Annotated in this window: 24 protein-coding genes and 1 pseudogene; 10 read left to right on the top strand and 15 right to left on the bottom strand. The window is 48.3% G+C overall.

Annotated features, from left to right (window positions below):
* Positions 1 to 109: 109 nt before the first annotated feature.
* Complete coding sequence (lytH, locus tag BGM23_RS05580) at positions 110 to 1090, top strand: L-Ala--D-Glu endopeptidase (protein ID WP_029725889.1); 981 nt, start codon at positions 110 to 112, stop codon at positions 1088 to 1090.
* A 26-nt stretch (positions 1091 to 1116) separates the two neighbouring features.
* Here the strand turns inward: lytH and yunB are convergent, their stop codons facing one another.
* The 7 genes from yunB to BGM23_RS05545 form a co-directional block, all read right to left on the bottom strand.
* On the bottom strand, positions 1117 to 1881 hold the full coding sequence (gene yunB / locus BGM23_RS05575; protein WP_024573524.1) for a sporulation protein YunB: 765 nt from the start codon (positions 1879 to 1881) through the stop codon (positions 1117 to 1119).
* 72 nt (positions 1882 to 1953) lie between these two features.
* Positions 1954 to 2259, bottom strand: coding sequence for a YunC family protein (locus BGM23_RS05570; protein WP_003242587.1), 306 nt, complete (start codon positions 2257 to 2259; stop codon positions 1954 to 1956).
* A gap of 64 nt (positions 2260 to 2323) precedes the next feature.
* Complete coding sequence (locus BGM23_RS05565; RefSeq protein ID WP_029725890.1) at positions 2324 to 3712, bottom strand: bifunctional metallophosphatase/5'-nucleotidase; 1389 nt, start codon at positions 3710 to 3712, stop codon at positions 2324 to 2326.
* A gap of 19 nt (positions 3713 to 3731) precedes the next feature.
* Positions 3732 to 4553, bottom strand: a complete 822-nt coding sequence (locus BGM23_RS05560) for a sulfite exporter TauE/SafE family protein (RefSeq protein WP_003228670.1) — start codon at positions 4551 to 4553, stop codon at positions 3732 to 3734.
* 17 nt (positions 4554 to 4570) lie between these two features.
* Positions 4571 to 5419, bottom strand: a complete 849-nt coding sequence (locus BGM23_RS05555) for a DUF72 domain-containing protein (protein ID WP_003243895.1) — start codon at positions 5417 to 5419, stop codon at positions 4571 to 4573.
* Positions 5420 to 5456: 37 nt separating this feature from the next.
* Positions 5457 to 5804, bottom strand: coding sequence for a YunG family protein (locus tag BGM23_RS05550; RefSeq protein ID WP_003242865.1), 348 nt, complete (start codon positions 5802 to 5804; stop codon positions 5457 to 5459).
* Positions 5805 to 5900: 96 nt separating this feature from the next.
* Positions 5901 to 7241, bottom strand: a complete 1341-nt coding sequence (locus BGM23_RS05545; protein WP_046663929.1) for an allantoinase — start codon at positions 7239 to 7241, stop codon at positions 5901 to 5903.
* A gap of 174 nt (positions 7242 to 7415) precedes the next feature.
* On the opposite strand from BGM23_RS05545, the gene pucR reads away from it, so the two are divergent.
* The 6 genes from pucR (at position 7416) to yuzJ (ending at position 14190) form a co-directional block, all read left to right on the top strand.
* Positions 7416 to 9011, top strand: a complete 1596-nt coding sequence (pucR, locus tag BGM23_RS05540) for a purine catabolism transcriptional regulator PucR (protein WP_029725891.1) — start codon at positions 7416 to 7418, stop codon at positions 9009 to 9011.
* A 144-nt stretch (positions 9012 to 9155) separates the two neighbouring features.
* On the top strand, positions 9156 to 10505 hold the full coding sequence (pucJ, locus tag BGM23_RS05535) for a uric acid permease PucJ (RefSeq protein WP_029725892.1): 1350 nt from the start codon (positions 9156 to 9158) through the stop codon (positions 10503 to 10505).
* 5 nt (positions 10506 to 10510) lie between these two features.
* Entirely contained in the window at positions 10511 to 11803 is a 1293-nt protein-coding gene (pucK, locus tag BGM23_RS05530) for a uric acid permease PucK (RefSeq protein ID WP_014480761.1), read from the top strand.
* A gap of 12 nt (positions 11804 to 11815) precedes the next feature.
* Positions 11816 to 13300 (top strand): factor-independent urate hydroxylase, encoded by a 1485-nt coding sequence (pucL, locus tag BGM23_RS05525; RefSeq protein ID WP_029725893.1) that lies wholly within the window; start codon positions 11816 to 11818, stop codon positions 13298 to 13300.
* Positions 13300 to 13644 carry a hydroxyisourate hydrolase gene (gene uraH / locus BGM23_RS05520; protein ID WP_029725894.1) on the top strand — a complete coding sequence of 115 codons (345 nt, stop codon included), beginning with the start codon at positions 13300 to 13302 and terminating at the stop codon, positions 13642 to 13644. Before pucL ends, uraH begins: the two co-directional genes overlap by 1 nt.
* A gap of 414 nt (positions 13645 to 14058) precedes the next feature.
* Positions 14059 to 14190: a YhzE/YjcZ family sporulation protein YuzJ gene (yuzJ, locus tag BGM23_RS05515; protein WP_009968115.1), complete on the top strand. Its 132-nt coding sequence runs from the start codon at positions 14059 to 14061 to the stop codon at positions 14188 to 14190.
* Between the two features lie 205 nt (positions 14191 to 14395).
* Here yuzJ and pucE read toward each other — a convergent pair whose 3' ends face one another.
* The 7 genes from pucE to allC all read right to left on the bottom strand — a co-directional run bounded on the left by pucE (position 14396) and on the right by allC (position 22316).
* A complete protein-coding gene (gene pucE / locus BGM23_RS05510) occupies positions 14396 to 14917 on the bottom strand; it encodes a xanthine dehydrogenase subunit E (RefSeq protein WP_015483659.1) in 522 nt (173 codons plus the stop codon).
* Entirely contained in the window at positions 14908 to 17145 is a 2238-nt protein-coding gene (gene pucD / locus BGM23_RS05505) for a xanthine dehydrogenase subunit D (RefSeq protein ID WP_038427897.1), read from the bottom strand. Before pucD ends, pucE begins: the two co-directional genes overlap by 10 nt.
* Entirely contained in the window at positions 17146 to 17979 is an 834-nt protein-coding gene (gene pucC, locus BGM23_RS05500) for a xanthine dehydrogenase subunit C (protein WP_038427898.1), read from the bottom strand. It abuts the gene before it with no gap.
* Positions 17976 to 18593: a xanthine dehydrogenase accessory protein PucB gene (gene pucB / locus BGM23_RS05495; RefSeq protein WP_038427899.1), complete on the bottom strand. Its 618-nt coding sequence runs from the start codon at positions 18591 to 18593 to the stop codon at positions 17976 to 17978. The genes pucC and pucB overlap by 4 nt, the downstream gene beginning before the upstream one ends.
* Positions 18590 to 19582 carry an XdhC family protein gene (locus BGM23_RS05490; RefSeq protein ID WP_038427900.1) on the bottom strand — a complete coding sequence of 331 codons (993 nt, stop codon included), beginning with the start codon at positions 19580 to 19582 and terminating at the stop codon, positions 18590 to 18592. Before BGM23_RS05490 ends, pucB begins: the two co-directional genes overlap by 4 nt.
* Before the next feature lie 228 nt (positions 19583 to 19810).
* Positions 19811 to 21061, bottom strand: a complete 1251-nt coding sequence (gene pucG / locus BGM23_RS05485) for a (S)-ureidoglycine--glyoxylate transaminase (protein ID WP_003244520.1) — start codon at positions 21059 to 21061, stop codon at positions 19811 to 19813.
* A gap of 16 nt (positions 21062 to 21077) precedes the next feature.
* Entirely contained in the window at positions 21078 to 22316 is a 1239-nt protein-coding gene (gene allC, locus BGM23_RS05480; RefSeq protein ID WP_046663932.1) for an allantoate deiminase, read from the bottom strand.
* 224 nt (positions 22317 to 22540) lie between these two features.
* Between allC and BGM23_RS21750 the strand changes: the two are divergent.
* Together BGM23_RS21750 and BGM23_RS05470 are read left to right on the top strand one after the other, a co-directional pair.
* Positions 22541 to 22659 (top strand): annotated as a pseudogene (locus tag BGM23_RS21750) (hypothetical protein); the annotation flags it as partial.
* An 81-nt stretch (positions 22660 to 22740) separates the two neighbouring features.
* Positions 22741 to 23607: an endonuclease I family protein gene (locus BGM23_RS05470; protein ID WP_046663933.1), complete on the top strand. Its 867-nt coding sequence runs from the start codon at positions 22741 to 22743 to the stop codon at positions 23605 to 23607.
* 33 nt (positions 23608 to 23640) lie between these two features.
* Here the strand turns inward: BGM23_RS05470 and BGM23_RS05465 are convergent, their stop codons facing one another.
* A complete protein-coding gene (locus tag BGM23_RS05465) occupies positions 23641 to 24744 on the bottom strand; it encodes an ABC transporter ATP-binding protein (protein ID WP_024572486.1) in 1104 nt (367 codons plus the stop codon).
* 181 nt (positions 24745 to 24925) lie between these two features.
* Between BGM23_RS05465 and frlR the strand changes: the two genes are divergently transcribed.
* Positions 24926 to 25654, top strand: a complete 729-nt coding sequence (frlR, locus tag BGM23_RS05460; protein WP_003228628.1) for a transcriptional regulator FrlR — start codon at positions 24926 to 24928, stop codon at positions 25652 to 25654.
* Positions 25655 to 25678: the final 24 nt, after the last annotated feature.

The following is a 25678-nucleotide window of genomic DNA, read 5'->3' as shown; positions in this document are numbered from 1 at the left end:
TAGACACTTTAACATAGGAAAAATTTCTCGACAAGGGAAGATGATTACTGACATTTTTAAGCCGGGTTGCCGCAAACTATGTGTATTCAATATGAAAGGAGATTATTTTGTGAAACTTTTGTTATCCGCTCTTCTTCTCCTTTTGTTTGCATTTGAGCCTTCTGCGTCTGGAAAAAAACTTTCAGATCCAGTGCTGTCGAAACGGATGGAATTATATCATAAAATCGAAGCTGTGACGCAGATCCCTTGGTATGCGCTCGCCGCTGTTGATCAATACGAAGAAAACGTGCGGAGCAACCGGAAAGATCTGCCTGACAAGGCGGGAATCATCAGCATCTATATACCCGATGACATCTGGAGCGGGCCTGAAAACCCGAATCCGAAAGACGATGCGCCGTTAAGCATTAAAGTGTTTGACGGAATCGGAATGGATGGCGATGGAGACGGGAAAGCCGAGGTCAGCAACGATGAAGATATTTTGTATACGTTCAGCCAATACTTACTGTCGTATGGCACAGATGAAGACAACATCCGGATCGGGCTTTGGAATTATTACCGGCGTGATCAGACAGTGGGGATCATATCTGAATTCATGAAGCTGTTTAAAGCCTACGGCCATATTGATCTGGGCGAGCATGCATTCCCGCTTCCGATCAGAACCGATTACAGCTATCGAAGCACGTGGGGAGATGCCCGCGGCTTCGGAGGAAGGCGGATTCATGAAGGTACGGATATCTTTGCCCATTACGGCCTTCCTGTCAAATCCACATGTTACGGCGTAGTTGAAATGAAGGGCTGGAACCGCTTCGGAGGATGGAGAATCGGCATCAGGGACATTAACAATACGTATCATTATTTTGCCCATCTCAATGGGTTTGCCAAAGGGATTAAAACAGGACAAATCGTTGAGCCTGGCCAAGTGATCGGATCAGTCGGCAGCTCCGGATACGGCCCGCCGGGAACCGCCGGGAAGTTCCCGCCGCATCTGCACTATGGCATGTACAAAGATAACGGAAGAACCGAATGGTCATTTGATCCATACCCGCATTTGAGGGCGTGGGAGCGATATGAATACCAAAAAAAGAAGTAACAAAAGCCGCCTCTTCAACAGGCGGCTTATTTGCTGCTTTTTTCTTTTTTTGAATCGGCACCGTCTTCTTTGCTGCTCGGAAGCTGGACAGAAGGCGTGACACCCGAGCCGCCGCTTCCATTATAAAACTGCGGCACTTCGCCCTGCACTGCTTTAATTGATACAGGAACATTATTTGTGACGACAGCGGTTTTGCTGGCAAATGGAATGATGACCTTCACTTTAATTTCGACAAAGATGCTGATATCAATAAGTGCGTTATTTATGCCATACGGCTTGATTTTGGTTTTGACATCTGTAAAAGCGTCACCGATTAAATTGAACCGGACCGGGATTTTCGGCCCGAGGTTTCCAAGAAGGCTGTTGCCGGTTACCTGTCCCAGCGGAATGTTGATCATAATGTTTTCACTGGCGCCGCTGTGTCCGGTATGGGTTTCCATCTCTTTCAAATGAGCCTGAAGCTGCTTTGTCACTTTTGTTTTCACACTGTTTACAACCTGTGTATTAAAATCGATTGTCGTTAAGTTTCCGTTTTCATCAGAATTCATTTGAAACATATCTTTCATATTTTCACTGTCAGACATATAGTCCTCAATCGAATCCTGGATCACCTCTGTCGCTATACGCTTCGTTTCCATCTCGCCGATGTCCATTAAAACAGGTTTGATCGAGCCATTGATCATCCAAAGGCTGACCGTTGTTGACAGGATAAAAAAGACAACGGACAGGAGCATCACGTAACGGAAAGGCAAAGGTCCTCTCTTGCGAAAAGGGCCGCGATATCTTGGCAAGAAAATCCCCCCTTACATATCACAATGTATGCTTGTAAGAGGGGACATAGTAATAGCCGGGGCCAATTTATTTTATTTCATCATTTTTAAAAGCGCTTCTCTGCCGCTCATGCCGACTTTGATGCCAAGATCTTCCGCAGCGTACGTGACGGATTCTAAAGGTGCGTCTAACAGCTGGTCAATGGTGCGGACACCAACTGCGCGTCCCGCCACGATGCCGCGCTCCTTTAATTTTTCATTCAGCAGTGCCACATCAAGCGCGCCGCACATAATGTATCCGTGATCATTGGCGACGGCCATAAAATTCGTTTTGGGAAGCTTTACTGTCACAGCTGTAAAAGGCTGTCCTTCTATCATGATCGGTGTCAGGTTTACCACGTCAACCACTCCCTTCATTCATCACTTTATGATGAAGGGCACAGCTTGTTGTGGGCTGACTGCCTTATTGTGCAAGCTTCCAAGCAAGCAGATCCCGCAAAAATTCCGGCATAAAATATTCTTTTTCTGCAGCGTCGCGAATCAACGGAAACAGTTTGCCGAGCGTAAACATATCAAGCACCGCAACGGAGTATTGTTTATGTTTTTCAATATCTTCCCCGTTCAGTGTGATCCGAGTGACGTGGGTGATCCCGTCATCGAGCCGTTTCGTTTCTACCTCAACGCCGGCATACACCATTTTCCCCATCACTTCTCCGCGGAAGCCGAGTCCTTTGATCCGGAGCTGCTCCATTTGTTCGGAAGCGGCATGGACAATGGTTTCCTTCAGTTCTTCTCCCGTCAGGCGGACAGCCACCGGGTTGATCGGATGCGGACAGATGCGGTGCAGATCCAGCTTTGTCACAGGACCTGCTTTTAGCGGACCGAGAATGACACCTGAATTGACCATACTGATGTCCGTCTCGCACCATTCCTTTAAGGCGTATGCCAAAAGCAAAGGCAGCTCTGATTCTTCAAACCACTTCACCTCAGCATCTTGTGCAAGCTCTGCAACGGCATCGGACAGTTTCTCCTCGGCTTCACGTTCTTTTTCATTGAGAAACGCTTTTGTTTCTGCGGATTCTCCTGTCCATTCCGCCATGTTCTGCACAGAAGCCGTTTTGCTGATGATGCTTCGCTGTACGCTGTCCACCGTGATTTCTACACAGCCGACATAATGCCCGTATTTCTCGGCGCTGGCCAGCAGTACCCCATTCACCACTTGTCCATCTTCAAGCAAATGATGGGTATGTGATTCGAGGATTACATCAATCTCAGGTACCGCTTCAGCCACTGCCTGATCATCTAGAATGCCTAAATGCGACAGCAGAACGATAATATCAGCCTGCCCTTTCACTTCCCGAATGGTTTCCTTTATGCTTTCAAGAGCATCCGTTACTGTCCATCCCAGCTTGTCATATACAGGATAATACGGCACAGTTACACCTAAGAAAGCAATGGACATACCGTTTTTCAATGATTTGATATGGTAAGGCACCGCCCAGGACGGACGGTTTCCATTTTTATCAAACAGGTTAGAGACGATGACAGGAAATTCAGCATGATCATATAAGGCAGCAAGCTCTTCATGCGGAAGCGTAATCCCTTCGTTATTGCCGATCGCCGCTCCATCAATGTGAAGGCGGTTTAAGAGATCGACATTCGCTTTTCCGAATGTCGCCTCTGTCACGAATTGAAAACGATCAAGATGATCGCCAATATCAAAAACGAGCGTCTCTTCACCGTCTGACTGATGCTCTTTTCTTTTCTGCTCGATATAATCTACAATTTTCGGCCAGTTTTCAAAATGGCTGTGCAAATCATTTGTATGATATAAGCGGAGCTTCTCCTTCATAATATCTCTCCCTAATCGTTCAGCTGAAAATGCCTTCATAAATGAGCTGGCAGCCGATCAAAATCAATACGATCCGCATGATCATAACGATCGTTTTCGTCTGCATTTTTCTGTTGATGGCGGCGCCAAGCTTTCCGCCGAACCAAGCGCCGGGCACAAGCGCGAGGGCGTACAGCCAATTGACGTGCCCGGAAATCATATGTGAAACAGACCCTGTCATAGAAGACAGGAAAATAATAAACATGGACGTTGCCACCGCAACCTTCGGCGGAAACAGAAATAACAGCATCATCGCCGGAACCATCAGTGATCCGCCGCCTATACCGAAAAGTCCGCCTAAAAAACCGACAACAAAGGCAATGGCAATACCGACAGAGGCCTGATATGAGTACGTATAAGGCTCACCGGCATCATCCTGAAATGTCCGGATAATTCCTTTGTGCGCTTTGTTGATTGGCCGGGCTTTCGCTTTCAGCATTAAGGATAATGAAATCAGAATCATAAAAATGCCAAACCAAACGGAAAACGAGTTTGAATTGAACAGCTTTGACACGTAAGCCCCGATCATGCTGCCGGGACCCGAACCGATAAAGAAAATGAGCCCGCTCTTATAATCAACTGTTTTATATTTAATATAAGCCAAAGTTGAAGAAAGGCCCGTAAAAATAATGACCAAAAGCGAAGTTCCAATCGCAACCTGCGGCGTCACATCCTGAAACAGCTGCGTCACTGTGCTTAAAAACATCAGAGATGGCACAATGACAATTCCGCCGCCAAGCCCGATCAGACTTCCTACCGTACCTGCGATTAATCCCAGTACGACCAAAATCACAAACGACATCAATCAAAACCTCTTTTCTAAAATAAATCGAGCTGTCTCGGAGCAAGTCCGCTGTACTCGATATCAAGCAGTTCAAGCATCTGCTTGCCATTATCCGCAGCGTCACCGCCGGAATTGTTGTTGAACAGGACAAAAACATCCTTACATTGCTGCTGCAATTCATTCAGGTGCTTTTTCCAATCCTCCAGCTCCTGTTGGTTGTAGCGGTATAAGTACCTGACCTCCCGCCAGTTTTTCCCGCCATCAGGCTTCATCCAGCCCTGCTTGTTGCGTCCGTGAAACCTGACGAGCGTTTTGTTTTCATCGGTCGCGCGCAACACGGTCGGAACGCTGCCTTCTCCGATTTGCGGTTCATCACAGACACTGTGAATCCAGCCTTCCGCTTTCATAAATGAAAGCGTCTGCTCATAAAATGGCGGCGAGAACCAGGAACGGTTTCTGAATTCAAGCGCGCAAGGAATATCTCCCATTTGGTGCTTACACCATCTCAAATAGGCGACATTCTCCTTCTTGCAGTCAAACCACGGCGGAAATTGAAACAGCACCATGGCGAGCTTATTGCTATGTAAATATGGCGTTAAAGACACCTTAAACGCATCAAACATCTCCTCTTTTGAGTCAAAGGGAATTTCGCCGCGCTGATGCCCTGTCATGCCCTGATATGCTTTCACGATAAATTGGAAGGTTTCGGGCGTTTCCTTCACCCACTTTTCATTATTGCGCGCCGGCTGAATCGCGTAAAAGCTCGCGTCTAATTCCACGATCGGAAAATGGGAGGAATAGGCCTGCAATTTTTTCTGGCTGGCCGTTTTCGGCGGATAGATGCTGTCATGATCCCCCCATCCCGTCAGTCCGATATAAATCACACTCATTCACCTCTCTTCCAGTTTATCACACGTGTTTTCAGGTTTCCTCGGAAATGCTGTTCATATGGCGGGAAAATGCCTCACGCAAATGCTGATATTGTTCCTCATTCGTATCTAAAAACGCCTCTTCTCTTGAGGAAGGAATGTGCTGATATTCAATAGGCGCCTGAAACTGCTCACTCGTAAAATCGTACACCACACCATTGATGCTGTTATAAAAATGCCAGCTCTCATCGACTCTTGTTTTGAAAATCGTGCCGCCGAAATGGTCTTGAATCACCAATGCCGTCACGCCGCATTGGCCGCATGACGGGCATTCTTCCGTCCATTTAGAGCTCGAATGGCGCGACCAGGATTGCTTAAGTATGTATTTGACATGCTCCATTGCCTCCGCCTCCTTTAAAAAAAGATACCACGTTGATGAGATTTTAAAAACTAGAACGGAGGAAATCAAAAAACCCGGCGGTAAAATCCGCCGGGCTTACGAAGGAACGACCAGAGCTCCGTCAATTTCAGTGATTTTTTCCCCATCATTGTACACGCACCGGCCTTTGCTGTAAGTGGCCGAAATGCTGCAGGGAAATGTATGTCCTTCGTAAATGCTTTTTTTATGCTTTGCAAACATCGATTCTCTTGTAACAGTGTACGGCTCCATGCTGACGAGCACGAAATCTGCATCATACCCCGCCTCAAACCGCCCTTTTTTCTGAAGGCCGAATCGTTTTGCAGGGGCCGCCGCTGTCCATTCTGCGATGGTTTCAAACGGAATCTGATGCCCAAGCGCCAGTTCCAGCATTCCTAATAAAGTGAACTGCCCGCCGCTGATTCCGCCCCATGATAAAAACATGTTATCCTCCCGCTTCAAGGATGGACGGCAGGGGGAATGGTCTGAGGAAACCATGTCAATGTCCCCGGCAATAAGCGTCTCGATCAGCGTCTCTTTTGATTGCCGCGACCGGAGCGGAGGCGCGCATTTTGCGACAGAGCCCCTTTGCCGTAAATCGTCATGGCTAAACAAGACATAATGCGGGCATGTTTCAACCGAAACATCAAGACCTTCCTGTTTCGCCTCTCTGATCAGCCGGACCGCTTTCGCCGTGCTGATATGGACAAAATGAACCGGACAGCCTGTCACCTTCGCATACTGAATCGTGCGATACACCGCTTCAACTTCTGCTTCCTCCGGGCGGGAGGCGGCGTACGCATCCGCATCCACCTTTCCTTTATTGGCCAAAACCATCTGCAAGTAGCTTGTGATCGCGTCGCTTTCCGCGTGGAGAGCGAGGATTTTTCCTGCAGCCGCGATTTCTGCCATGCCTTTGAGCAATGTCCGTTCATCAACAGAGCGGAACTCATCAGTACCTGACTTTGATAAAAACGCTTTAAACCCGATCGCTCCCGCTTCAGCCATCGGACGGATGTCCTCGATATGGCCTGGCACAAGGCCGCCCCATAGCGCAAAATCCACGGCAGATTTTTGCCTGCCTAGCTCAGCTTTTGCGAGAAGATGCTCTGCCGTCACGGTTGATGGAATACAGTTGAGCGGCATATCAAAATAGGTGGTGCAGCCGCCTGCGGCCATCATTTGAGAACCTGTTTCAAACCCCTCCCAATCCTCCCTGCCCGGTTCATTAAAATGAACATGGCAGTCTATCACACCAGGAAACACGTATTTCCCGTCTGCCTGGATGATTTCCGTCCCGCTTGCTTCAATGTCAGAACCTATCTCGGCAATGACACCGTTTTGAACTGCAATATCAGCTTCTATAACGCCATCTGGCGTAACTGCCTTCGCACCTTTTATCACCATATCGTAAGCCATATTGATCCCCCCATGTAAGGATGACGATTTTTCATGTCAGTTTATGTAACACAACCAGTTCTATTTTCAACAGCTTACTGCTACTATGATCGTATTACATCAGCAAAACCGCTAGAATTCCTATTGAAAATTATTCACCTTAACCAATGTTTTTATAGAAAAGGAGAATGCGCTATGAATATTTTTGATGTGATGAAAATACCGGCTTTTGAAAACGCCAATTTAATTGCTGGTAAAGCAGGAGGAGAAAGAGAGGTTCAGCATGTCAATATGATGGACGCTCCGGATATCGCAGACTTTTTGCATAAGAATGAATTGCTCGTCACCACCGCCTATCACCTGAAGGATCACCCGCATCAATTATCTGAACTGATTCAGCAAATGGCAAAACGGGGCTGCGCGGGCCTCGGCATTAAAACAAAGCGCTATCTGGAAGATATCCCGAAGGAAATCATCGAACTGGCCGATTCATATGCGTTTCCGATAATTGAGCTTCCGGAACACATCCGCCTCGGCGATATTGTGAATGCCACACTCAGCCATATTCTCGATATGCGTTCTAACGAGCTGCAGCAAGCCATTTACGCGCACAAAAAATTCACAAACCACATTATGAGCGGCAAGGGGCTGCAATCCCTCCTCAAAAAGGTGTCAGACCTCCTTCAGCTTCCCGTGCTGCTGCTTGACCAGCATGCCAAAATGCTGTCTGCGTCTCATCAGATTTCAGTTGAGACCGAAAAGCTGAAAGGCACCCTGAATACCGTATCCGGGCCATTTTTCACTTGTTTCTCTACAATCTCAGATCAGAAAACATATTCTGTCCTGCCTATTTATAATCACGAAAAAAACTGCGGATACCTGCTGATACCGGACATGGTCCAGGCCGGCGATAAAGGATTGATCCTCACGATTGAACAAGCGGCCAACGTCATTTCCTTTGAACTGCTGAAGGAAAATGCGCTGAAGCAGTTCAGCCGGCGGGCCCGCAATGAGTTTTTCAGCAATTTTATTGAGCGGTCCTTTTCTTCAGATGACGAAATCAAAAACCGGGCGAAAGAATTCAAGCTGCGCTGGGATCAAAAATACATGTGCATTGCCGGCAAACTCGATCGCAATGACGAATCAATCAGCTTTACAGAAAATCAGCTCGCTTCCGACAGCGTATTCGAATTTCTTGAAGGTGAATTATCAGCCTTCCCATTTCCGCCTCACTTCTTTATGAAAGGAAATGTCGGCATTATTCTAATCGAGGCGACAGACAGCTGGAGTGAAATGCACGCCTCGGTGATCAGCTTTTTAGAACAGTTTCAAACACAGGTCAGCACTCAATTTAAACGAACCGTGTCCTTTGGCATCAGCAATATCTGCCAAAAGCTCATTGATGTTCCCGACGCTTTCACAGAAGCTTCTGATGCTCTGCAATCGGGGCATTTGTCAAGAAGCACCGCATTTATCCAGGTGTATCACGCCAAAGATGTGCCTGAGCTTCTGCGCTTGCTCCCGGTTGAGGATTTGAAGAAATTTTACAACTCCACGCTTCAGAGCCTCGCTGAAAAACAGCAGGAGGATCAAAGCCTGCTTCATACGCTTTCCGTCTATTTAGAGACACACTGCCAAATTTCAGAGACGGCAAAGCGTCTGTACGTTCATCGCAATACGGTCATATACCGCCTTGAAAAATGCGAAGAGCTTCTGGGTAAAAGCTTAAAAGATCCTGAAACAACGATGCGTTTGCGGCTTGCCTTACGTATGCAGCGGCTGATCAGCTAATGTTTGTTACATTTTCTTACAAAATGAATCATTTTTCGTCACTTTCAGCAATCACACCTGTCTTTTTCAGCTACTGTATCCAATGACACCCCTCGATCGGCACGATATCATGTTACTAAAGTTCACATACAGGGAGGGACTATAGTGAAAAAAAGATCGTTTAAGGTGTTTACGCTTAGCCTGCAGCATGTGCTCGCCATGTATGCAGGTGCGATTTTGGTGCCCCTGCTTGTCGGCAGGGCGCTGAATGTAACAACTGAACAGCTGTCCTACCTATTGGCGATTGACCTGTTAACATGCGGCGTCGCGACGCTTTTGCAAACCTTGCGCGGAGCATACATCGGCATCGGGCTTCCCGTCATGCTTGGCAGTTCATTTGTGGCCGTCACCCCGATGATTGCAATCGGCAGCAATTACGGCATTCACGCGATTTACGGTTCCATCATCGCGGCCGGTGTGTTCATCTTTTTGTTTGCGCGTTTTTTCGGCAAGCTGACTGTGTTATTTCCTCCTGTCGTAACAGGTACCGTTGTGACCTTGATCGGCCTTTCACTTGTTCCGACAGGTGTGAAAAATATGGCTGGCGGCGAAAAAATAAACGGCAGCGCCAACCCCGAATACGGTTCGCTCGAAAACCTTCTTCTCTCTGTCGGTGTCCTTGTTCTGATCTTAGTCCTCAACCGCTTTCTCAAAGGATTTGCCCGCACACTGTCCGTTCTGATCGGCATCGCCGCCGGAACAGCGACAGCAGCGATCATGGGCAAAGTCAGCTTTTCTTCTGTTACAGAAGCACCGTTCTTCCAAATCCCGAAGCCTTTTTACTTCGGAGCCCCCACGTTTGAAATCGGTCCGATCTTAACGATGCTGATCGTCGGAATCGTCATTATTGTGGAATCAACCGGCGTTTTTTACGCAATCGGAAAGATATGCGGCAGACCTTTAACTGAAAAAGATCTCGTCAAAGGCTATCGAGCGGAAGGAATCGCCATTCTCATCGGCGGGCTGTTCAATGCCTTTCCTTATAATACCTTTGCGCAAAACGCCGGCTTATTGCAGCTGACCAAAGTGAAAACAAGAAACATCGTCGTTACCGCAGGCTGTATCCTTGTCTGTCTCGGACTGATTCCGAAGATTGCCGCCCTTGCATCTGCCGTTCCTGCTGCTGTACTTGGCGGCGCGACCGTCGTCATGTTCGGCATGGTGATTGCCTCCGGCGTCAAAATGCTCAGCACAGCGGATCTCAAAAATCAATACCACCTCCTAACCATCGCATGCTCAATCGCACTCGGCATCGGCGCCAGCACGGCCCCCGGGATTTTTGCTGAATTCCCCGCTCCGATTAGAATTCTGGTCAGTGACGGCACCATCACTGGCAGCCTGACCGCCATCTTTTTGAATCTATTTTTCAGCTTGCGCGACAAAAAAGAATTAACAGCACAGCAAACAGAACTTCCGGTATTAGAACATACACTCGCATTAGAAAAAGAGGTGTAAAAAAGATGAAGGAACAGCACAATGCCTTACAGCTAATGATGCTGGGGCTTCAGCACATGCTTGCCATGTATGCGGGAGCCATTCTCGTTCCGTTGATCGTCGGAGCAGCGATCGGGCTGAATGCGGGGCAGCTGACGTATTTAATCGCGATTGATTTGTTTATGTGCGGGGCGGCAACTCTTTTGCAGCTCTGGAGAAACCGATATTTCGGCATCGGCCTTCCCGTTGTGCTCGGATGCACGTTTACCGCAGTCGGCCCGATGATTTCCATCGGAAGCACTTACGGTGTCCCAGCGATATATGGTGCCATTATCGCCGCAGGACTGATTGTCGTCTTAGCCGCGGGCTTCTTCGGGAAGCTTGTCCGTTTTTTTCCGCCTGTCGTAACCGGATCAGTCGTCATGATCATCGGCATCAGCCTGATTCCAACGGCAATGAATAACCTGGCCGGAGGTGAAGGAAGCAAAGAATTCGGCTCACTGGACAACGTGCTCCTCGGGTTTGGCGTCACAGCATTTATCTTATTGCTGTTTTATTTCTTTAAAGGCTTTATCCGCTCCATAGCGATTTTGCTCGGTCTTATCGCAGGAACAGCGGCTGCATATTTCATGGGAAAGGTCGATTTTTCTGAGGTCTTGGAGGCGTCTTGGCTTCATGTTCCATCTCTGTTTTATTTCGGACCGCCAACCTTTGAGCTGCCGGCTGTTGTCACGATGCTTCTCGTTGTGATTGTCAGCCTCGTTGAATCGACAGGTGTTTACTTTGCGCTTGCCGATATCACAAACCGCAGGCTATCGGAGAAGGATCTGGAAAAAGGCTACCGGGCAGAAGGCCTTGCGATTTTGCTGGGCGGCTTATTTAACGCGTTTCCCTATACAGCTTTCTCGCAGAATGTCGGCATCGTTCAGCTTTCAAAGTTGAAAAGTGTCAACGTCATCGCCATTACAGGAATCATGCTGATGGCGATCGGGCTGGTTCCAAAAGCAGCGGCCCTGACAACAGTGATCCCCACCCCAGTTCTCGGCGGCGCAATGATCGTCATGTTCGGCATGGTCATTTCTTACGGGATCAAAATGCTATCCAGCGTTGACCTTGATTCGCAAGGCAACTTGCTGATTATCGCCTCTTCCGTCAGCTTGGGGCTTGGCGCTACAACAGTTCCCGCGTTGTTTTCATCTCTTCCGGGCGCGGCCTCTGTCTTGGCAGGAAGCGGAATTGTGATCGGCAGTTTGACGGCCATTGCACTGCACGCTTTTTTTCAAACCAAACAGCCGAATGGCACAGACATAAAAACGTAAAGGAAGATGCCAATGTTCACAATGGATGACCTGAACCAAATGGATACACAAACACTGACAGACACACTTGGCTCTATTTTTGAACACTCTTCATGGATTGCGGAGAGATCCGCAGCACTACGGCCGTTTTCGTCCCTTTCTGATCTTCACCGCAAAATGACTGGCATTGTAAAAGCCGCGGATCGCGAGACACAGCTTGATTTAATCAAAAAGCATCCCCGGCTCGGAACAAAGAAAACAATGAGCGGTGACTCGGTACGAGAGCAGCAGAACGCGGGGCTCGGCAAATTAGAACAGCAGGAATACGAGGAGTTTCTCATGCTGAATGAACACTATTATGATCGCTTCGGCTTTCCTTTTATTTTAGCGGTGAAGGGAAAGACGAAACAGGACATTCACCAAGCCCTGCTGGCAAGGCTTGAGAGCGAACGAGAAACGGAGTTCCAGCAGGCCCTTATCGAAATTTACCGAATCGCCCGCTTTCGTCTGGCTGACATCATCACTGAAAAAGGAGAGACGCAAATGAAAAGAACCATGTCTTATGGCAAAGGAAATGTATTTGCATACCGAACGTTTTTAAAACCGCTCACTGGAGTGAAGCAAATCCCAGAATCATCTTTTGCCGGGAGAAGCAATACCATTGTCGGCGTTGATGTGACATGCGAAATTGGCGGAGAAGCCTTCCTGCCATCATTTACAGACGGAGACAATACTCTCGTCGTGGCAACGGATTCAATGAAAAACTTTATCCAGCGCCATCTCGCATCCTATGAAGGAACGACAACCGAGGGGTTCCTACACTATGTAGCTCACCGATTTTTAGATACTTATTCTCATATGGACACGATCACTCTGACTGGCGAAGACATTCCGTTTGAAGCAATGCCTGCATACGAGGAGAAAGAGCTCAGCACAAGCCGCCTCGTCTTCAGAAGATCGCGTAATGAACGAAGCCGCTCTGTGCTGAAAGCAGAACGAAGCGGGAATACCATAACGATTACCGAGCAATACAGCGAAATCATGGATCTTCAGCTCGTCAAGGTGAGCGGCAACTCCTTCGTCGGCTTCATCCGGGACGAATATACGACTCTCCCGGAAGACGGCAACCGCCCGCTGTTTGTCTATTTAAACATCAGCTGGCAATATGAAAATACCAATGACGCATACGCTTTTGATCCAGCCCGCTACGTTGCGGCTGAACAAGTCCGCGACTTGGCGAGCACCGTTTTTCACGAGCTCGAAACCCCTTCAATCCAAAACCTAATCTATCATATCGGCTGCAGAATATTAGCGAGGTTCCCACAGCTCACTGATGTCAGCTTCCAATCTCAAAATCACACGTGGGATACGGTTGTCGAAGAAATCCCGGGCTCAAAAGGAAAAGTCTACACCGAACCGCGCCCGCCATACGGTTTCCAATATTTTACCGTGACAAGAGAAGACGCCGAGAAAGAAAAACAGAAAGCCGCTGAAAAATGTCGGAGCCTGAAAGCCTGATGGGAAAACTGACAACCCATATTTTAGATTTAACCAGCGGCAAACCAGCGGCGAACGTAAAAATTGAATTGAAGCGGCTGGGCGAAAGTATTTTGAAAGAGGTTTACACTAACAATGACGGCAGAGCCAATGTCCCTCTGCTGGCTGGTGAAGAGCTGGTGTCCGGAGAATATGTGATGGAATTTCATGCAGGAGACTATTTTGCGAATAAATACGTGAATACGGTCGACCAGCCGTTTTTAACCATAGTTACCGTCCGTTTTCAGCTTGCAGATCCAGATGCACATTATCATATCCCGCTCTTGCTGTCGCCGTTTGGTTATCAGGTGTATAGGGGGAGTTAAGAAGGAAGCCCGCCTCACCGGCGGTCTTCTATTTGCACTTCAATAAACTTTTGATCAGTACTTGCAGTAATCCCACGCTTAGTGAAACAACAGCTAGAATAAACATTCACCTATATTTTTCAGGATAATTGCCTACGACAAAAATATCCTGTAGTCCTTTCATTTATAAATCGAGGTTTCAAACTAATAAGTCAGCTCTTAGCAGCCGAGCTCCCTTCTCCAATCCTATAAACAGACCGCGTTTTTTCTCGAAAAAATACTCTGAAGACAATTGCTGCGTTTTTAATAGTTTTGATAACGCGTTCTCTCTTACACCTTTAGACAAAATATTCATTTTTTCTTTTTTAGACTTAAATCTATGTCGAAAATGATCGTTGGCATATCTTATACTATCTCCACTAAGGAGGTGACATTATGGGATTCTACAATTCTGGTGGATACAGTGGAAACTCTGGTTACTCAAACGGTTTCGGGAGCTCCTTCGCTTTGATCGTGGTGCTATTCATTTTGTTGATCATTGTTGGAGCAGCTATCTTTAATTATTAAGTTTAACTTTCCTTGCCTAAGCCGTATCCAACACCTCCCTGTCCGACAGACGCCATAAGAAGTTTTTATGGCGTCTGTGCTATGTGCTCACTAATCTTTTTGTAATTCAGAAGCTGTCAAGTTCTACGAGATTTATCGTGTGTTTTCCCACAACGCTTCTGCGTCTTGATCGCGCTGTCTGACTGAGGCTAAAAAAGTCCGGCTTTTAAAAGCCGGACTCCCGTCTACCCCCGTTCAACTCTCTTCTAATCCTGCAAGCTGACCGCATAATCCCGCCATACCCGGTACACCGGCACAAATTCCCCGCCAGCCCTTCTTCTATATCTTCGTCAGAAGGTTGAGGGGTTTCCCGAAACAGTGCTTTAAGCGCAATTATCATTCCTGGGGTACAGTAGCCGCATTGGAAGCCTCCTTCTTCCAAAAAAGCGGTTTGGCAGATATCCAGTTCCTCTTTTTGTACGCCCTCGATTGTTGTAATGGAATGGCCGTCCACTTGATAAGCCATGGTCATACACGCATTGGCCAGCTTTCCGTCGATTAAAATAGAGCAGGCTCCGCAGCGGCCGATTCCGCAGGACACCTTTGTCCCGGTCAGCTGAAATTCCTTTCTAAGCAGGTCACTCAGATGTGTCGTAGGAACGGCAGCAACCTCCCGCTCCTGCCCATTCACGGTCATCCGGAACTGTTCCTTTTTTACAGGAAATGGCCCGGCCTCTTTTACGTCCATTGCTTCAGCCCCTTTCTGTCTATCGCTTCAAGCAGCTCTTCTCTTGAAATTGGCAGCTTGTTTATCCAGCATCCGACCGCATCATGTACTGCCTTTACAATCGCCGGAGTGATGGCGATTGTTCCGATTTCGCCAACACCGCGCGGTCCATATACGTCTCCCTTCATTAAGTCTTCTATTGCAATCACCTTCATGTCAGGAACATCTTTGATTCCGGGAATCAAATAGTGATCGAGATTTTCCGCAGCATAACGGCCATCCGTCATTTTCGCTTCCTCCATCAGTGTGTAGCCGAGTGCCATGGCAGCGCCGCCTTCAATTTGACCTCGATATCCCTGCGGACTGATAACCGGACCTGCCGCAATAGCGTGCTCACAATCTATCAATTTGACATCGCCTGTTAACAGATCTACCTCCACCTCAACGGCAGCCGCTCCAAATGAGTAGAGGAAATGGCCGCCCACCACAGGATCAGGCGTTGTTGGAAAGTCAAATGCCGTTTCCTCTGCCAAAGGGCCTTTTTCAGCCAGCTCCTTATACGTCACCACGAGCGCCTTTGTGTTTTTGTCACGCAAGCCTGCAGCGCCGGGAATAAGATTTTCCGCTGAACAGCCGCTCCATTCTGCCGCCCGTTTTTTCAACTGAGCTAGAAACGGCTTCTTCAAACGCTGGATCGCGTGCCACACCATGCTTGTGCCGCGGGATGCTGTGGAGGAGCCTGACTTCGGCACTTTTGCGGTATCCCCAATAACAATGGAAATATCCTCTGCGGCACAACCTAACTCCTCCATGACAATCTGTTCAATCGCTGCTAGAATCCCCTGTCCGCATTCTTCAAATCCAAACGAAGCAGTGATTTTGCCTTCACTCGAAAGGGACAAACGGCCTCCTGCCGCATCCATTCGGCCAAACCCCAGCCCGCCGCCGTGCATTGTAATTGCCGCTCCCGTGCCTCTTTGCAGATACCCGCAGTTCCGGCTTGTTTTTTTAAGAATGGGAGATTTAGATATGGCATTCAACACCTGTGCCGCTCCGTCAGTTGGTGCAATTCGATGCTCAAGCGGCCCCAAGTCATGCGGTTTTCTGATATTTTTTCTTCTCAGCTCGAGCGGGTCGATGCCAAGCATGCCGCTGAGACGATCGAGATGGGTTTCGAGTGCAAATGTGATTTGGTTGCCGCCAAAGCCCCGAAATTCCCCCGCCACCCCGTTGTTCGTAAATACTGATATTCCTTCAGTCCGGATATTCGGAATACGGTACGGCCCCGCGGCATGCTCGACAGAAAAATCAAGAACAGCCGGTCCGAGCGTAGCGTAAGCGCCTGTGTCCGCCACAATTTTCACGTCGTGCGCCAATAGATTTCCCGAATGATCTGCACCCGTTTTTATCGTAATCTTCATCGGATGGCGCTTAATGCCAGAACGTACAGATTCCTTTCGTGTCTGATGAATTTTGACAGGGCGTCCGCTTTTCAGGGCCAAAAGCGCAGCATACGGCTGAATATTCAGCTCATCCTTCCCTCCGAACGAGCCGCCCATCGGACTTGACACAATTCTGATCTTCTCTTCAGGAATATCAAAAATACGGGCAAGCTGGAAACGGTCTTTATAGCCGTGCTGGGTTCCTGCATACATCGTAAAACCCCCGTCGTCTTCCGGAACGGCTACACCTCCCTCCGTTTCCATATACGTATGCATCTGCCGCGGCAGCTCATAGGTTTCTTCAAAGACTGTGTCAGATGCTTGAAACCCTTCTTCCACATCACCGTTTGAAAAAAATGCGCGGTGCAGGATATTCCCGTCCTCATGCAGTCTTTGCGCATTCGGCCGAAGCGCTTTTTCTGGTGAATCCATGACTTCCAGCTCTTTATACTCAACTCGAATCAGCTCCAGCGCCGCTTCCGCGATTTCTTCCGTTTCCGCAGCAACTGCGGCGATCGCATCCCCGACATACCGCACCCTGTCCTCACATAAAACCGGCTGATCAGGGATGACAATGCCAAATCGGTTTAAGCCGGGAACGTCTTTATGTGTGACGACGGCCTGCACGCCTTCCATTTTCTCAGCTTTTATGGTGCAAACCGACACAATCTCTGCATGAGGATAAGCACTTCTCAGCACCTTGCCATACAGCATTCCTGGAAAGCTGAGATCGGTCATATATTTCAATTCCCCTGTGACCTTATCCCTTCCATCCGGTCTGACTCTTGACGGTTTGTTGATGATCATTTATTCCCCTCCCTCAGCCATCAGCTCTGCCATGATGACGTTGGCAGCGGCTTTTTTTCTGTATGCCGCTGACATAAAAGCATCTGAGGAAAACGACAGCTCATGAATAAGTGTTTTGTACAGCTCATGCGAGTCCCACCCTGGTGCCATCCATTTCGCTTCGCTGTCCAATAATCTCCTAGGAGTGATATCGGCATGGCCAGCGGCGAGGCGAATGCCGCCGTCTTTCAAAAAACGTCCAGCTGCAACAGCAACCGCTCCTGTAAAAGCCTGACGCCTTCCAAGCTTGTGATAAAATACACGCTCTCCCTCCGCCCGCGGGATGATGACACGCGTGACGATAGCCGTTCTAAAGTCTTCCTCAATGAGCCAAGCGCCAAGCGGCAGCCTGATTAGCTTCTTTTGATATACGATAAGATCAGCATCAAGCACAAGCAGAAGCGGAATGAAATCACCGATTTTACTCGCTATGTTGCCGCCAATCGTGGCACGGCTGCGGATTCCCGGTGCGGCGACAGCGGAAGCAGCGTCACTGAAACAGCCAAGCGTGCTCTTGATCAAAGGGTTCTTTCTGCATTCACTCAGTGATGTGAGCGCCCCGATCGACACGTGGGTGTCACTGGCGCTGATCCCTCGCATCTCGTCAATCCCTTCAAGGCTGACAAGGTGCTGTTTCGGTAGAGTTCCTTTGTCCCACTGAAGCTGAAGCAGCGTGCTTCCCGATGCGGCACACACATCCGGAGCAAGCTTCTCTAAAAGCGAATAGGCCTCATCAAGCGCTGCCGGCCTCCATAATTGAATATTCATCCTTGCTTTTGTCACTTGGCCGTTCAAGCCATCGCCCTCCTTACCATGTCATATTCCTCGGGTGTATCAATATCGTCCAACTCGCCGCTATCCTTTGCCTCCAAAACCGCTCCTGCTCCAAGCTGTCCGCTTTTCAGGAGCCTGCGAGCCCCTTCATCTCCCGTTAACCCCTTTACATAAGGAAAACAAGCCGACGAGAAGTAGATTGGCGGGGTGAACGCCCCTAAAAACGATGACACGGCAAATGGCTCAGGGGCCAGTGCCACAAGGGCATTGAGATGATCGACGGAAAGCTGAGGCTGGTCGGCTAACAAAATGACAACGCCGTCCGCCCCCATGCTTTCTGCTTTTCTCACCCCGCTGCTGACTGAATGCCCCTGACCCTTTTCTGCGTCTTGGCAAACGTGCAGGCTCCAGCGTTTTTGAAAAGGCGGAGCGTGATACGGCGCTCCTATCCACTCAAGGGAGGCATGTTCTGTCCGCTCGACGACCAGCACGTGATCAAGGCGGGACGACAGAGCAGTTTTCAAGGAAAGTGAGCCGATGTTTTCTCCTTTTAGCGGCAAAGCCAGCTTGTTTTGACCCATTCTTCTGCTTTTGCCGGCAGCGAGAAACACGCCGATCAGATAGGGGCTTCTCATACAACCGCTATTCGTTTTCTTGTTTGAATGATTTCTGCAACTACACTTACCGCAATTTCCTCTGGACCTTCCGCACCGATTTTCAGCCCGACCGGACTGTAAAAGTGAGACGGAGGATGTTTTCCGTTCAGCAGCCGTTTCGTGCGGTTTGCCGAACCCAACAGTCCAATATAATGGAGGTTTTGAGAAAATAAGAAGTTGATGATCGTTTGATCGTGCTGATAATGATGGGTTGCCACAACAGCTGCATCATGCGGAAAAAATTGAAATTTGCTAAGCATTCGTTCCGGAAAAGCGGTGATCAGCTGATCCGCTTTTGGAAAAAGAGAGGATGTACAATAAGCGGGCCGCCAATCCGTCACGATAACAGAAAACCCTGTGTCAGCCGCCAAATTGGCCAGCGGTACAGTATCCGGTCCCGCCCCAAACAGAATGAGGCGCGGCTTCGGTTCAATTCGCTGAATAAACATGTTAGTGGGTGGATCGAAATGCGGTAAATGAAGCGTTGAAACAGTACGTTGAATATCTTGCAGAGGCGCGTCCGGCCAGTTGCCAAAATGCCCGTTCTCCGTCAGAAATAAATAATGGGAGGATTCAATCTTTATAACAGAAGTGACAGCTTTGCCTGAATGAAGGCAATCCCTCACTTTCTCATAGTGCCGCCTTTTTTCCTGAGTGATTCGCTCTGCATGAACATGAATAATGCCATTGCACCCGGCTCCCATGCCCCAAGAAAGATCGTCCTCCGACCGCATGTCGTAGGGAATCAGCGTTGATGTGAGCTGATCGCCCAGCGCACTGATTCTTTGGAATACATCTTCTTCCACACACCCGCCGCTCAGCAAGCCAATCCGTCTGCCTTTTTTCTTAAAGAGCATAGAGGCGCCTGCTTTTCGATACGCGGAGCCTTCAACTTGAACAATTGTCGCCAGTACAGCCTCCTCCTGGTCTTCCAGGAGCGCATCTAACATCGTGTGAAAATTCCCCAATGCCGCATCCTCCTCTCGAAAATTGCCGTGAGAAACAACTAGTTCAGCGTGATTTTATAGGTAACTTGTATAAAGAATAGACGATGGAAGAAAAAATGACTCATGATTTGTCAGAAAATGAAACACATAGAAAGAGGATTTGTAAAAAGAGTCAAACGAAGAAAATCAGATTGGAGAAAACACGAAATCATATCGTTAAAAAGCTTGCGGAGTTCCGCAAGCTTTTCTTTACACCGCTGCCTGGCGGCCAGCGTTTTCATACACATCCAGCGCTGCTTGGAGCGCTTTTCCTGCTTCGATTCCTGCGTTATGTCTGAGAAGCACAGCCTCTAACCCGGCAAGCACGAATAGCACGTTTTCTTTTCTGCAGCTGTACCCCATCGTGCCGATCCTCCAGATCTTCCCTGCAAGCGGGCCGAATGAGCTGGCGATTTCAATGCCGAATTGTGCCAGCAGCATGTCACGGACAGACTCGCCGTCAATGCCGCCGGGAATTTCGACACAGGTGACAACAGGCATTTTGCAGCTGTCATCTCCAAACAATCTTAGCCCCATTGCCTTTATCCCTGCTGCTAATGCGGCTTCATGGTGCCGATGCCGCTCGAAACGCGTCTCAAGACCTTCTTCAAGCACCAGTCTGACTCCCTCACGTAAGGCGTACAGCATTGTCGTCGCTTCTGTATGATGATTGAGCCGTCTTTCGCTCCAATAATCCTCAAGCTGGCTCAAATCAAAGTAGTTGCTTGTAATTGGCCGATTTCCCGAAAGTGCTGCCCTGTCAGCTTGTGTCGCAATCCCGCGTTCCACCTTTTTGCGAGCTGCAATCACGTCCGCCACCCGCTCATTATATGTAATCGGCGCCATTCCTGAAGGCACAGACAAACATTTTTGCGTTCCGCCGATGGCAGCGTCAATCTTCCATTCATCGACTTTAACCTCGCAGCCCCCAATCGTTGCGACTGCATCGACGATAAACAATGCATCCTCGGTGCGGCAGGCTTCGCCGATGGCTTTCAGCGGGTGAATCCTTCCTGTCGATGTTTCTCCATGCACCATGGCCACAATTTTCGGCTTCACTTTTTTTATCTCCCGTATGATGTCCTCCGGGTCAAAAACCGTTCCCCATTCGCACTCCAGCATATGAACATTTGCCCCATATCGCTCGGCGATTTCAGTCAGCAAATAACCGAAACGGCCGTAAATGGGAATGAGCACATCATCTTCCGGCTCTATCACACTAGCCAGCACTGCTTCAATTCCCGCCCGTGAAGTGCCGTCAATCGGGTATGCCCAGCGGTTTTTTGTTTGGAACAGCTCCCGAAGCATCTCCATCGTTTCATTCATAATACCTGTAAACGCCGGATCAAATTGGCCGACAACCGGGGTGCTCATTACTCTTAATACACGCGGATCAACCTCAACAGGCCCCGGCGTCATAATCGTTCTTAACGGGGTGCATAATTCTCTTCTGCCTGACACAGCCATTCCTCCTTTATCAGTAAGCCAGTTTGTATAATAAATCAGTCAGTGCGCGGACGCCGATCTCAAGCTGTCTGGCTGACGTATATTCCTTCGGTGAGTGGCTGACGCCGCCTCGGCTCGGCACAAACAGCATACAAGCAGGATAGCGCCTTCCGATCATTTGCGCGTCATGCCCTGCTCCGCTCACCATTTCCTCACAGCTGAAGCCGTTTTCTAATGCTGTTTCAAAAGCCGCAGCCTTCAGCCTTTCGTCCATCGGCACAGGCTCTATCCGCATATATTCATCAATCACAGCGCGAATTCCTTTTTGTAGGCAAATGCCGTTGATCAAAGCAACCATGTCTTGATGAAACTGTTCCAGCACATGCTGATGCTGATGGCGAATATCGATTGAAAACTGGACGCGGCCCGGTATGACATTGGCTACATTGGGCTCTGCCGTTATTTTTCCGCATGTCAGACGGAGCTCATCCGGCAGCTCCTCCGACCGCAGCAGCAGCTCATGAATGATACGGCTGCTGGCTGCGAGCGGGTCCTTGCGCCATTTCATGGAGGTGGTTCCTGCGTGATTGCATTCTCCTTCGAGCGTGACGAGATATCGTCTCTGCCCCGCAATACTTGTCACGATGCCGAGATCCCGGCCTGACATTTCCAACGTCTTCCCCTGTTCAATATGCAGCTCAACAAACGCGCTGATATCTGTCCTATATGCTGACTGAAACACACCTTTGCCAAAACCGCTCTCATGCATCGCTGTTTGGAGGGAGACTCCCGACTCGTCTCTTGGCTCTTTTGCATCTTGTTCTGAAAAAACACCCGTCATATTCCCCGACCCCCAATAGGTCATTGGAAAACGGCTGCCTTCCTCCTCACATAAGGAGACCGCCTCGAGCGTTTTTTTTGGCGCTCCGTATGTCTCTTTGAGCCGCTTTATCGCAAGCATCGCCGCCAGAACGCCATAGGCGCCGTCGTATTTTCCTCCATTGATGACAGTATCGATATGTGAACCGGTTACAATGACTTCATCCGGAGACTGGGTGCCCGAAAGCCTTCCAAACACATTGCCGACATCGTCGAATCTTGTTTCAAGCCCGAAAGAAGACATTTCCGTTTTCACAGCAAGCTGTGCGTCCATCCACTCTTTTGTGTATAAAAGCCTCGTTACGCCGCCATCCGCAGACGCACCGTATTGGGCGAGCCATTCAATATAATCTGTGATGCTGTTTTTTACTGAAAGCTTCTGCTTTTCCATGTACTCCCCCCTCTGGCCGCTATGGTGACTTCATTATAGAAGGAAGAACATGATAGTTCATTGACAGATTAACCAAAAAAACGTTTATTTTTTAGTCGCAGTATCTATCCAACAACCAGATTCACCCTATATGTCACAACTATTTTAGTGTAAAGGTCAAAAGAAAACACGGTAAGGAAGAGAGCCAGCAAGAGCGAAAGAGAGGGTCAAGCTCAGCTTGCCAGAGAGGCGATGTTTGCGGAACGGATGAAAACGGAAATGCCGGCAGCTCGCAAAAACAGGACCTAAAGATATGGAACAGGAGATTTCCGCCTCCTCCAAAGGGACTAATTTACAATTTTAATGAAAAATATACAAAATGACACTTCTATCCTTTATTTGAATTTTAGATAATAGACATGATCTGATAAAAGGAGGGCAAGTGATGACAAAAAAAGCATGGTTTCTGCCGCTCGTCTGTGTATTACTGATTTCCGGATGGCTTGCGCCGGCAGCTTCAGCAAGCGCGCAAACCGCATTAAGCCTCAATGACCGATTGGCGTCTTCCCCTTCAGGAACAGGAAGCCTTCTCTCATTAGCCGCCCCCGCTGCACCCTATGCTGACACAGATACCTATTATGAAGGGGCTGAAGGTAAAACAGGAGACTCGCTAAAAAGCACCCTGCACCGTATTATCAGCGGACACACGATGCTGTCCTACAGCGAAGTGTGGAACGCGCTGAAAGAAACGGATGAAGACCCGAGAAATCCGAATAACGTCATCCTGCTCTATACGAATGAATCGCGGTCCAAAAGCCTGAACGGCGGCAATGTCGGCGATTGGAACCGCGAGCACGTCTGGGCGAAATCCCATGGCGATTTTGGTACGAGCAAGGGACCTGGTACTGATATTCATCATTTACGCCCAGCCGATGTTCAAGTTAACAGCACAAGAGGAAATATGGATTTTGACAATGGCGGCACTGAATATGCGAAGGCACCCGGAAATTATTATGACGGCGATTCATGGGAGCCCCGCGATGATGTGAAAGGCGATGTTGCCCGCATGCTGTTTTACATGGCTGTCCGTTACGAGGGTGATGACGGCTATCCTGATCTTGAGCTTAATGATAAGACAGGCAACGGCTCAGCTCCTTATCATGGCAAACAATCTGTCCTGCTCGAATGGAATAAGCAGGATCCGGTTGACGACCGCGAGCGGAAAAGAAATGAAATCATTTATGAAAAATATCAGCACAACCGCAATCCATTTATCGACCACCCTGAATGGGCGGATGAGATTTGGCCGTAAGAAAAAGGTGCTCCTTTTGAGGAGCACCTTTTTCTAATACACAGCCTCTTCCGTTTCCGCATCGAAAAAGACGACGTGGTCCATTTTCACTGAGAGCTGGATTGAATCGCCTGCATCGATTCGCGTGTTTCCGTCCAGGCGGACCTTGAGCCGCTCGTCCCCAGCCATGACATGCACTATGAGCTCCGAGCCCAGATTTTCATTCACTTCCACCTTCGCTTGAAACACTGAATCAAACAACTGGTCATTTCCTGTCATTTGTGTGATGTGCTCCGGCCGTACACCGGCAATCATCTGTTCTCCGGCATATCCCTTTTCCTTCAGCCGCTTTGCTTTTTCTTCAGGAATATGAAGCCGGATCGAAGAATTTGTGAAAAACAGCTCGCCATGCTGCTGTTCTATGATGCCTTTCAAAAAGTTCATCCCAGGAGAGCCAATGAAGCCTGCGACAAACAAATTGGCCGGGTAATGATAAATGTCATGAGGTTTCGCCACTTGCTGGATTTCCCCTTCATTCATGACGACAATCCGATCTCCCATAGTCATTGCTTCGGTCTGGTCATGCGTGACATAAATGATCGTTGCCTCTAATCGCTGGTGCAGCTTGCTGATTTCTGTCCGCATCGTCACTCTTAGTTTTGCATCCAGATTAGAAAGCGGCTCGTCCATTAAAAAGACCTTCGGCTCCCTCACAATCGACCTGCCAAGCGCCACCCTTTGCCGCTGCCCGCCGGAGAGCGCCTTCGGTTTTCTCTTCAGCAAATGTTCAATTTCTAAAATTCTGGCTGCCGCATGAACCCGCTCGGCAATTTCCTGTTTCGCCATCTTTCTGAGCTTTAATCCAAACGCCATATTATCAAAAACCGTCATATGCGGATAAAGCGCATAGTTCTGGAATACCATCGCAATATCACGTTCTTTCGGCGGAAGATCATTGACCCGCTCCCCATCAATAAGAAGATTTCCTTCAGAAATGCTTTCTAATCCAGCCACCATCCGCAGCGTTGTTGATTTTCCGCATCCTGACGGCCCCACCAGCACCAAAAGCTCCTTATCCTTTACATCTAAATCAAAGTCCTTCACGGTTAATTGTGAGTGATATGATTTTTTGACGTGTTCAAATGTTAATGAAGCCATCAGAAAAGTCCCCCTATCTTTTGACCCGTTATTTCGTCACTGGAAACAACTTGGTCTTTCTGTTATTTTTAGAGTAATCGATTCCCATTTTTGCTATATTTCTAAAATAAAAAATGTAAATTTGTATTATAACGTCATAATACATTATAATATAAATAATAGGTTAAAAGGAGGCTACCCTTTGTTAAACAACGGAAGTTCTACACCTTTATACATTCAGCTAAAACAAATCATCACTGATGACATCAAAAAGGGCGTATATTCCCCAACCGCCAAGCTGCCTACCGAAAACGAGCTTTGCACCAAGTATAACGTCAGCCGCATCACCGTCAGGAAAGCCATTCTCGATTTAGTCGAAGAAGGCTATCTGATCAGGCAGCAGGGAAAGGGAACGTTCGTTAAAAGCCCTAAATTAAAACGAGAGCTGATCGCTGTAAACGGCTACTCGGAATTTATGGAATCAACCGGCAAAAAACCGAAGCATCATGTGCTGTCCCATGACATCATTCCAGCGTCAAAACCCATCGCCGAAAAGCTTCAAATCCAACCCGAGAGCCCTGTGGTTGAATTAAAACGGATTTTATATAATGATGATCAGCCTCTCACCTTTGAAGTGACGCATTATCCGCTTGATTTGTTTCCCGGCATTGATACCTTTATTGCTGACGGCGTATCCATGCATGATATTTTGAAACAGCAATACAAAGTTGTACCCACGCACAATACGAAGCTATTAAACGTTGTATATGCCCAACAGGAGGAAAGCAAATACCTGGATTGTGATATCGGGGATGCGCTGTTTGAAATTGATAAAACGGCTTTTACATCAAACGACCAGCCAATCTATTGCTCATTGTTTTTGATGCACACAAACCGTGTCACTTTTACCATCAACAGCCCCTACACATAACAGGCATAAAAAACGAGACACTGC

Origin of the sequence: Bacillus sp. FJAT-14266, from assembly GCF_001719225.1 — a bacterium.
Taxonomy (GTDB): domain Bacteria; phylum Bacillota; class Bacilli; order Bacillales; family Bacillaceae; genus Bacillus; species Bacillus subtilis.
Note: the sequence above shows the minus strand (reverse complement) of the source record. Positions and strands in the feature narration are given on the sequence as shown.

What these genes read in the sequence shown, in the direction of transcription:
- BGM23_RS05465 (WP_024572486.1), bottom strand. Translation starts at nt 24,744, where the DNA reads ATGGCTTCATTAACATTTGAACACGTCAAAAAATCATATCACTCACAA.
- pucR (WP_029725891.1), top strand. Translation starts at nt 7,416, where the DNA reads ATGAATATTTTTGATGTGATGAAAATACCGGCTTTTGAAAACGCCAAT.
- BGM23_RS05545 (WP_046663929.1), bottom strand. Translation starts at nt 7,241, where the DNA reads ATGGCTTACGATATGGTGATAAAAGGTGCGAAGGCAGTTACGCCAGAT.
- pucB (WP_038427899.1), bottom strand. Translation starts at nt 18,593, where the DNA reads ATGAGAAGCCCCTATCTGATCGGCGTGTTTCTCGCTGCCGGCAAAAGC.
- pucD (WP_038427897.1), bottom strand. Translation starts at nt 17,145, where the DNA reads ATGATCATCAACAAACCGTCAAGAGTCAGACCGGATGGAAGGGATAAG.
- pucL (WP_029725893.1), top strand. Translation starts at nt 11,816, where the DNA reads ATGTTCACAATGGATGACCTGAACCAAATGGATACACAAACACTGACA.
- BGM23_RS05550 (WP_003242865.1), bottom strand. Translation starts at nt 5,804, where the DNA reads ATGGAGCATGTCAAATACATACTTAAGCAATCCTGGTCGCGCCATTCG.
- yuzJ (WP_009968115.1), top strand. Translation starts at nt 14,059, where the DNA reads ATGGGATTCTACAATTCTGGTGGATACAGTGGAAACTCTGGTTACTCA.
- pucE (WP_015483659.1), bottom strand. Translation starts at nt 14,917, where the DNA reads ATGGACGTAAAAGAGGCCGGGCCATTTCCTGTAAAAAAGGAACAGTTC.
- uraH (WP_029725894.1), top strand. Translation starts at nt 13,300, where the DNA reads ATGGGAAAACTGACAACCCATATTTTAGATTTAACCAGCGGCAAACCA.
- BGM23_RS05560 (WP_003228670.1), bottom strand. Translation starts at nt 4,553, where the DNA reads ATGTCGTTTGTGATTTTGGTCGTACTGGGATTAATCGCAGGTACGGTA.
- allC (WP_046663932.1), bottom strand. Translation starts at nt 22,316, where the DNA reads ATGGAAAAGCAGAAGCTTTCAGTAAAAAACAGCATCACAGATTATATT.
- pucK (WP_014480761.1), top strand. Translation starts at nt 10,511, where the DNA reads ATGAAGGAACAGCACAATGCCTTACAGCTAATGATGCTGGGGCTTCAG.
- BGM23_RS05565 (WP_029725890.1), bottom strand. Translation starts at nt 3,712, where the DNA reads ATGAAGGAGAAGCTCCGCTTATATCATACAAATGATTTGCACAGCCAT.
- BGM23_RS05470 (WP_046663933.1), top strand. Translation starts at nt 22,741, where the DNA reads ATGACAAAAAAAGCATGGTTTCTGCCGCTCGTCTGTGTATTACTGATT.